Here is an 8,502-nt window from a genome sequence, read left to right as displayed (position 1 = left end):
CTTCCAGGCCGTCGAAGGACACCTTGCGGAAGTACTCGTCGATGGTCATGCCATCGGGGATCGGGAAGTTGGGCAGGAAGTGCGTGCCCAGCTTCACTTCGATGTTGCAGCGCTTGGCGATCTCGACAGTGTTTTCCAGCGCCTCGGGAATATCGCTGAACAACTCGGCCATTTCCTCGGCGCTTTTGAGGTACTGCTGATCGCTGTAATTCTTCGAACGCCGCGGATCGTCGAGGGCGCGGCCCTCACCGATGCACACGCGGGTTTCGTGGGCGGCGAAGTCTTCCTGCTTGATGAAGCGCACGTCATTGGTCGCCACCAGCGGCGCACCGAGCTTCTCGGCCAGCGCCACGGCGCCGTGCAGCTGTTCTTCATCGTTCGGGCGGTTGGTTCGCTGGATTTCCAGGTAGAAACGATCCGGAAACACGTCCATCCATTCGCGGGCAAGGGTTTCGGCCTCGGCGGAGTTGCCGCTGAGCATGGCCTGGCCGATCTCGCCTTCTTTGGCCGCCGACAGCATGATCAAGCCCGCATTGGCTTCAGCGACCCATTCGCGCTCGATGATGATCGCGCCATTGCGCTGACCATCTATATAGCCGCGGGAAATCAGTTCGGTGAGGTTGCGATAGCCTTCGGCGTTCATCACCAGCAGGCTGATCCGGCTCAGCGGGTTGTCCGGATCCTTGTTCGACAGCCACAGGTCGGCGCCGCAGATCGGCTTGATCCCGGCACCCATGGCGTTTTTATAGAATTTGACCAGGGAACACATGTTGTTCTGGTCGGTGACCGCTACGGCAGGCATGTTCATGCCGACCAGGGTCTTGACCAGCGGCTTGATCCGCACCAGACCGTCGACCAGGGAGTATTCAGTGTGCAGGCGTAGGTGAACGAATGAAGCCGGCATAGTGATCCTGCGTTAAGTCATGAAAACAACAAGGCCCGGATTGTACCGGGCCTTGGTAAAAAAAATCAGCCTCGCGACTAACTCTCGATGAGACCTTCCCGCGCCTCATACGCCAGCCGCACCGGAGCAAACGAACGCCGGTGAATCGGGGTCGGCCCAAGTCGTGCCAGCGCTTCCAGATGAACGGGCGTCGGGTAGCCTTTATGCCCGCCGATACCGTAACCCGGATAAATCAATTCGAACGCAGCCATTTCTCGGTCGCGACTGACCTTGGCCAGAATTGATGCGGCAGCGATGGCTGGAACCTTGCTATCGCCCTTGACCACGGCTTCGGAGCGCATCGGCAGTTTCGGGCAACGGTTGCCGTCGATCATCGCCAGTTTCGGCTGGACATGCAGCCCGGCGACCGCACGCTGCATGGCCAGCATGGTGGCGTGCAGGATATTGAGTTCGTCGATTTCTTCGACTTCGGCGCGAGCGATACACCAGCTCAGGGCTTTTTCGCAGATTTCGTCGTAGAGCTTTTCACGGCGGGCTTCGGTGAGTTTCTTCGAGTCGTTCAGGCCGAGGATCGGGCGGTTCGGATCAAGGATCACCGCTGCTGTCACTACCGCACCACAGAGCGGGCCGCGACCGACTTCATCGACACCGGCAACCAACTCTTCGACTTGCGCGACCAAGGTGAAATCCAGCCCCATCTGCATGCTTGTTTTACTCATTTAACTTGGCCGATCAGGTTCAGAACTGCGTCCGCAGCCTGGTTGGAGGCATCCAGACGCAGGGTCCGGTGAATCTCATCAAAGCCACGGGTCTGCTCTTCACCACCTTCGATCAGCGGTGACAAGGTCTGGGCCAGCGCTTCGACCGTGGCATCGTCCTGCAACAACTCGGGTACCAACAGACGCTGGGCCAACAAGTTCGGCAATGAAATGTAGGGGCTTTTCACCATGCGCTTGAGAATCCAGAACGTCAGCGGCGCCAGACGGTAGGCAACCACCATCGGCCGCTTGTACAGCAATGCTTCAAGCGTTGCGGTTCCGGAGGCAATCAGCACGGCGTCGCAGGCTGCCAGGGCCAGATGGGAGTTGCCATCGAGCAAGGTCAGCGGCAGATCACGACCGGCCAGCAACTCCTCCAACTGAGCCCGGCGCTGCGGACTGGCGCAAGGCATGACAAACCGCACGCCCGGGCGCAGCGCACGCAAGCGCTGGGCGGTATCAAGGAACAACGCGCCGAGTCGGCCAACTTCACCACCGCGGCTGCCGGGCATCAACGCCACCAGCGGCCCGTCAGGCAAACCAAGTTCGGCCCGCGCTGCGGTGCGATCGGCTTCGAGTGGAATGGCGTCGGCCAGGGTATGACCGACGAACCGCACCGGTACGCCCTTCTCTTCGTAGAATTTAGCTTCGAACGGGAATAGCGTGAGCATCAGGTCGCAACCTTCGCGAATCTTCAGCACCCGTTTCTGCCGCCAGGCCCAGACCGACGGGCTGACGTAATGCACGGTCTTGATCCCGGCTTGACGCAGCTTGAGTTCGATATTGAGGTTGAAGTCTGGCGCGTCGATACCGATGAACACATCGGGTTTCGCGTCGATCAGGTCGGCGACCAGCTTCTTGCGCCGTGCCAGCAACTCGCGTAACCGGCCCAGCACTTCCACCAGGCCCATGACGGACAGACGTTCCATCGGGAAGTACGGGGTCAGGCCTTCGGCCTGCATCAGCGGACCACCCACACCGATGAACTCGACAGCCGGGTGACGAGTCTTGAGCGCGCGCATGAGACCCGCACCCAGAATGTCACCGGAAGCCTCACCCGCTACCAGCGCAATACGCAGATTGGCCATGATTAGCGGGTAATGCCGCGGGTCGAAGACTGGATGGAGTCGCGGAACACCGCTACTTCCGGGAACTGCGCAGAAGGCTCGGCCAGTTCGACGAGCGCCTGTTCCACGGTCAGACCCTGGCGGTACACCACCTTGTAGGCACGACGCAGCGCGTGGATCGCATCTTCGCTGAAACCGCGACGGCGCATGCCCTCGAAGTTCATGCTACGGGCTTCGGCAGGGTTACCGAACACCGTGACATAGGCAGGAACATCCTTGCCGATCGCCGTCCCCATGCCTGAGAAGCTGTGGGCGCCAATGTGGCAATACTGGTGAACCAGGGTAAAACCGGAAAGGATTGCCCAGTCTTCCACATGCACATGGCCCGCCAGTGCAGTGTTGTTGACCAGGATGCAGTGGTTGCCGATAACGCTGTCGTGGCCGATGTGGGCATACGCCATGATCAGGTTGTGATCGCCCAGGGTCGTTTCCGAACGGTCCTGGATGGTGCCGCGGTGAATCGTCACGCCTTCACGGATGACGTTGTGATCACCGATCACCAGGCGGGTTTCCTCGCCCTTGTACTTCAGGTCAGGTGTGTCTTCGCCCACCGAGGAAAACTGGTAGATGCGATTGTGCTTACCGATTCGCGTCGGACCCTTGAGAATCACGTGTGGCCCGATGACTGTCCCCTCGCCGATTTCCACACCTGCGCCGACGATCGACCACGGGCCGACCTCGACGCCGTCAGCCAGAACGGCTGTCGGATCGATGATTGCACGAGGGTCAATCAAACTCATAGCTTGCGTTCCGCGCAGATGATTTCAGCGGAGCAGACAGGCTTGCCATCGACCGAAGCCTGGCATTCGAACTTCCAGATCTGACGCTTGCAGCTGATGAACTTGGCTTCAAGGATCAGCTGATCGCCTGGCAGAACCGGCTGGCGGAAGCGCAGCTTGTCCGAACCGACGAAGTAATAGAGCGTGCCGTCGGCCGGTTTCACGTCGAGCATTTTGAAACCAAGGATCCCGGCAGCCTGAGCCATTGCTTCGATGATCAATACGCCCGGCATGATTGGATGCGCAGGGAAGTGACCGTTGAAGAATGGTTCGTTGATGCTGACATTCTTGTAGGCACGAATGCGCTTGCCTTCAACATCCAGCTCCACTACCCGGTCCACCAGCAGGAACGGGTAACGGTGAGGCAGGTATTCGCGAATCTCGTTGATGTCCATCATTTCGGGGGGAAGCCTATGTAAAGATTGGGAGCGCGCGACTGACGCGCACCCCTCTAGCAAATCAAGGAGGCAGTCTAGCGGCTGTGCACACTTGATATGGAAATGGTATCAGCCATCTGATGAAGCATTACCGTCAGGGGTCACTTCCCCTACTTGCTTTTCCAGCTGGCGCAGACGTCGCGCGATGTCATCGAGCTGACGAATGCGTGCCGCGCTTTTGCGCCACTCGGCTGCCGGCTGCATGGCCGTACCGGAAGAATAGGCACCTGGCTCGGTAATCGAGTGGGTTACCATGGTCATCCCGGTAATGAAAACGTTGTCACAAATGTCGATGTGCCCCACCAGCCCTACGCCACCGGCGAGCATGCAGTGCTTGCCGATCCTGGTGCTGCCGGAGATCCCGACGCACGCCGCCATGGCGGTGTGATCACCGACCTGAACGTTGTGGGCAATTTGAATCTGGTTGTCGAGCTTCACACCGTTGCCGATGATGGTATCGGCCAGCGCACCGCGATCTATAGCTGTATTCACGCCGATTTCAACGTCATCGCCGATCAACACGCCACCGATCTGGGCGATTTTCTGCCAGATACCTTTTTCATTGGCAAAACCAAAGCCTTCGCCTCCGAGCACCGCTCCGGACTGAATGACGACCCGTTTGCCGACGCGAACGTCGTGATACAGGGTCACACGCGGCGCGAGCCAGCCACCCTCACCCACCACGCTGCGAGCACCGATGAAGCAATGCGCGCCGACAGTCGTACCGGCTGCAACCTGCGCACCGCTTTCGATCACCACAAAAGCACCGATACTCGCCGCAGGATCGACTACCGCATCCGCAGCGATCACTGCCGTGGGATGTATGCCGGCAGCGGCCTTGGGCTTGGGATCGAACAGGTGAGAAACGCGCGCGTAGGCTGCGTACGGATCCGGCACCACCAGCACATCCCCGCAATGACCTTCGGCGTCAGCGGCTTTGAGCAACAGCGCTGCAGCCTGACTGCCTGCCAGGTACTTACGGTATTGGGGGTTTGCAAGAAAGCTCAACTGAGCTGGGCCAGCCTCCTGCAAGGTGGCTAGCCCAGTAATTGCTTTCTCGGGGTCGCCACGTAGCGTGGCGCCGAGGAACTCGGCCAGCTGGCCGAGCTTAATGGTCACGGTCATGGGTTACTTCAGCTGATTCATGCGCTCGATAACCTGGCGAGTGATGTCGTACTGCGGCTTGACATCAATCACTGCGCCACGCTCGAAGACCAGGTCAAAAGCACCTTTCTTGATGACTTCTTCCACAGCGCTGTCCAGTTTCGGCTTGAGCTGTTTCAGCATTTCACGGTCGGCAACGGCTTTAGCTTCGTTCAGCTCCTTGGACTGGAACTGGAAGTCACGGGCCTTTTGCTTGAATTCAAGCTCCAGACGCTCCCGCTCGCCCTGCTGCATTTTGTCGCCACCGGCCATCAGGCGGTCCTGAATGCCCTTGGCGCTGGTTTCCAGCGCCTTGAGCTTGGTCAGCTGAGGACCGAACTTCTTCTCGGCATCCACGGCGTATTTCTTGGCCGCGTCAGACTCCAGCARAGCCATCTGATAGTTCAGAACAGCAATTTTCATGTCGGCGAACGCCGGACCTGCTACCAGTACGGTCGCCAGGAGAACCAATTGAGTCAACTTACGCACGATGCACTCCTACAAAATCCATTGTCGTTATTTTGGGACAGACGCTTAGAACGTCTGGCCAAGAGAGAATTGGAACACTTGAGTCTCAGCGTTATCCGGTTTCTTGACTGGCATGGCCAACGCGAAACTCAGAGGACCCAGTGCGGTGACCCACGTCACACCTACACCGACGGAACTGGCCAGGTTGCTCAGACTGACATCGTTGCACTGCGTGTTGGACTTCGACGCAGGGTTGGTATTGGTCGTCTGCTCGCACTTGGAGTCGAACACGTTACCCACATCCCAGAATACCGAGGTACGCAGGGATCGTTGATCCTTGACGAATGGCAGCGGGAACAGAACCTCAGCACCACCTTGAATCAGGACGTTACCACCGAACGGCAGTGGATCCTGGTCCGGGTCAGCAAGAGTACCCGGGTTGCCAGTGCTGAGTGCGCCGCGGCTCGGAGTACTACGCGGCCCCAATGTACTGTCCTTGAAGCCACGAACCGAGTTGAAACCACCAGCATAGTAGTTTTCATAGAATGGCAAGCCATCGGTCGAACCGTAACCGTCGCCATAACCCAATTCGGTGTGCAAGCGCATGGTGTAGTTGTCAGACAATGGCTGGAACAACTGGCCACGGTAATCGAGTTTGAAGAACGACAGGTCGCTACCCGGTACGGTAACTTCCGCCGTCAAGCTTTGAGAATGACCACGGGTCGCCAATACGCCTTTGTTCAAGGTGGACTCGGACCAGCCGGCCGAAGCCTTGAAGTTCAGGTACTGATCGCCTTCACGGTTAACGAAGTCGAAAATCTCGTCGACGGTGTATTGACCGGTCTTGATCTTGTCCTGTTGCCCAGTCAGGCCGAAGGTCAGGCGCGAAGTCTCGCTGATCGGGTAGCCGACGCTCACCCCTGCACCCAGGCTATCCACGGCATAGCTCGCTACATCGACGTCGAGGTCGTTGTAGTCGGTGGTGCGGTAGAAGGCGTTGTAACCCAGGCTCACGCCATCAGCCGTCCAGTAGGGGTCGACAAAACCAAAGTTGTAACGCGTCTGGTACTGGCTTTTGGTCAAGCCGATGCTGACCTTGTTACCGGTACCCAGGAAGTTGTTCTGGGTGATCGAGCCACCGAGGATCAGACCGGCACTCTGGGCGAAACCGACGCTGGCGGTAATCGAACCGGAGGCTTGCTCTTCAACGCTGTAGTTGACGTCCACCTGGTCATCGACACCCGGCACGGCCGGGGTTTCAACGTTGACTTCCTTGAAGAAACCCAGACGTTCCAGACGGGTCTTGGATTGGTCGATCAGGTAGGTCGAAGCCCAGCCGCCTTCCATCTGGCGCATTTCACGACGCAGCACTTCGTCTTCGGACTTGGTGTTGCCACGGAAGTTGATGCGGTTCACGTAAGCACGCTTGCCCGGATCGACCGCGAACAGGATGTCTACGGTGTGATCTTCATCGTGCGGTTGAGGCACGCCATTGACGTTGGCGAAGGTATAGCCCTCGTTACCCAGACGGCGGGTGATCAGTTCGGAGGTGGTGGTCATCAGCTTGCGCGAGAACACCTGGCCTTTTTGCACCAGCAGCAGGGACTTGACCTGGTCTTCAGGGACTTTCAGGTCGCCACTGAGTTTGACGTCACGAACGGTGTATTTCTCGCCTTCGTTGACGTTGACGGTGATGTAGACGTGTTTCTTGTCCGGCGTAATGGATACCTGGGTCGAAGCGATATCCATGTTGATATAGCCACGGTCCAGGTAGTAGGAACGCAGACGCTCCAGGTCACCGGACAGTTTTTCACGGGCGTACTTGTCGTCGTTCTTGAAGAACGACAACCAGTTGGTGGTCTTGAGTTCGAACAGGTCGATCAGGTCTTCATCGGGGAAAACCGTGTTGCCCACCACGTTGATGTGCTGGATAGCGGCAACCGTACCTTCGTTGATGTTGACCTTCAGGCCAACGCGGTTACGCGGTTGCGGCACCACTTCGGTGTCGACGGTAGCCGAGTAGCGACCCTGGGCGACGTACTGGCGCTGCAGTTCGTTACGAACACCTTCAAGGGTGGCACGCTGGAATATCTCGCCTTCGGCCAGACCGGATTGTTTGAGGCCTTTCATCAGGTCTTCGGTAGAGATCGCCTTGTTACCTTCGATCTCGATACTGGCAACAGACGGGCGCTCGACTACCGTGATGACCAGGACGTTGCCATCGCGGCCCAGCTGGATATCTTGAAAGAAACCGGTTTTGAACAACGCACGAGTGGATTCCACCAGGCGACGATCATCCGCCTGTTCACCGACGTTCAACGGCAAAGCACCAAAGACGCTACCCGCGGAGACCCGCTGAAGGCCATTGACGCGAATATCAGAGATAGTGAAGGACTCGGCGTGAACTTCGGCGATCATCAATACGGTGAGAACCGCAGTTAGCAGCAGACGTTTCATGAAGTCCTTTCTTATTCCAACTGGCAATAAACAAACTGCCGCAAAATGCGGCAGATTCGCAATTCAGCGAAGCGTTACAGTCGACCCAGATCATTGATCAGAGCAAGCAACATCACCCCGATCACCAAACTGATACCGATCTGTATCCCCCAACCTTGCACCCGATCCGACAAGGGACGACCACGCGCCCACTCGATCAGATAAAACAACAAATGCCCCCCATCCAGTACCGGAATGGGCAACAAATTCAGAACGCCCAGGCTAATACTCAGATAAGCAAGGAAATTCAAGAAGTCAGCAACGCCCGACTGGGCCGAAGCGCCCGCCACTTTAGCAATGGTTATCGGTCCACTCAAGTTTTTTACCGAGAGCTCGCCGAACAACATTTTCTTCAGAGAATCAAGGGTCAGCACGCTCATGGTCCAGGTG

9 protein-coding genes are annotated in these 8,502 nt (G+C 57.8%); all 9 read right to left on the bottom strand.

The annotated features are described in order from the left end of the window. On the bottom strand, positions 1-904 hold a 904-nt coding region (locus AC1DVH_RS22730; protein WP_477755708.1), incomplete at its 3' end, for a PHP domain-containing protein. 77 nt (positions 905-981) lie between these two features. Next, positions 982-1,608: a ribonuclease HII gene (gene rnhB, locus AC1DVH_RS22725; protein WP_477755709.1), complete on the bottom strand. Its 627-nt coding sequence runs from the start codon at positions 1,606-1,608 to the stop codon at positions 982-984. Positions 1,609-1,619: 11 nt separating this feature from the next. Further along, positions 1,620-2,750: a lipid-A-disaccharide synthase gene (gene lpxB / locus AC1DVH_RS22720; protein WP_477755707.1), complete on the bottom strand. Its 1,131-nt coding sequence runs from the start codon at positions 2,748-2,750 to the stop codon at positions 1,620-1,622. A gap of 2 nt (positions 2,751-2,752) precedes the next feature. Then, complete coding sequence (gene lpxA, locus AC1DVH_RS22715; protein ID WP_046041139.1) at positions 2,753-3,529, bottom strand: acyl-ACP--UDP-N-acetylglucosamine O-acyltransferase; 777 nt, start codon at positions 3,527-3,529, stop codon at positions 2,753-2,755. After that, positions 3,526-3,966 (bottom strand): 3-hydroxyacyl-ACP dehydratase FabZ, encoded by a 441-nt coding sequence (fabZ, locus tag AC1DVH_RS22710; protein WP_007978374.1) that lies wholly within the window; start codon positions 3,964-3,966, stop codon positions 3,526-3,528. The genes lpxA and fabZ overlap by 4 nt, the downstream gene beginning before the upstream one ends. 108 nt (positions 3,967-4,074) lie before the next feature. Further along, positions 4,075-5,130: a UDP-3-O-(3-hydroxymyristoyl)glucosamine N-acyltransferase gene (gene lpxD / locus AC1DVH_RS22705; protein WP_108216664.1), complete on the bottom strand. Its 1,056-nt coding sequence runs from the start codon at positions 5,128-5,130 to the stop codon at positions 4,075-4,077. A 3-nt stretch (positions 5,131-5,133) separates the two neighbouring features. Continuing rightward, a complete protein-coding gene (locus AC1DVH_RS22700) occupies positions 5,134-5,637 on the bottom strand; it encodes an OmpH/Skp family outer membrane protein (RefSeq protein ID WP_046041136.1) in 504 nt (167 codons plus the stop codon). A gap of 45 nt (positions 5,638-5,682) precedes the next feature. After that, positions 5,683-8,073: an outer membrane protein assembly factor BamA gene (gene bamA / locus AC1DVH_RS22695; protein ID WP_477755706.1), complete on the bottom strand. Its 2,391-nt coding sequence runs from the start codon at positions 8,071-8,073 to the stop codon at positions 5,683-5,685. A gap of 74 nt (positions 8,074-8,147) precedes the next feature. Further along, on the bottom strand, positions 8,148-8,502 hold a 355-nt coding region (locus tag AC1DVH_RS22690), incomplete at its 5' end, for a site-2 protease family protein (protein ID WP_477755705.1).

This window comes from Pseudomonas sp. P4_C3 (assembly GCF_056402075.1).
This window is presented reverse-complemented; position numbering and strand designations above follow the sequence as displayed.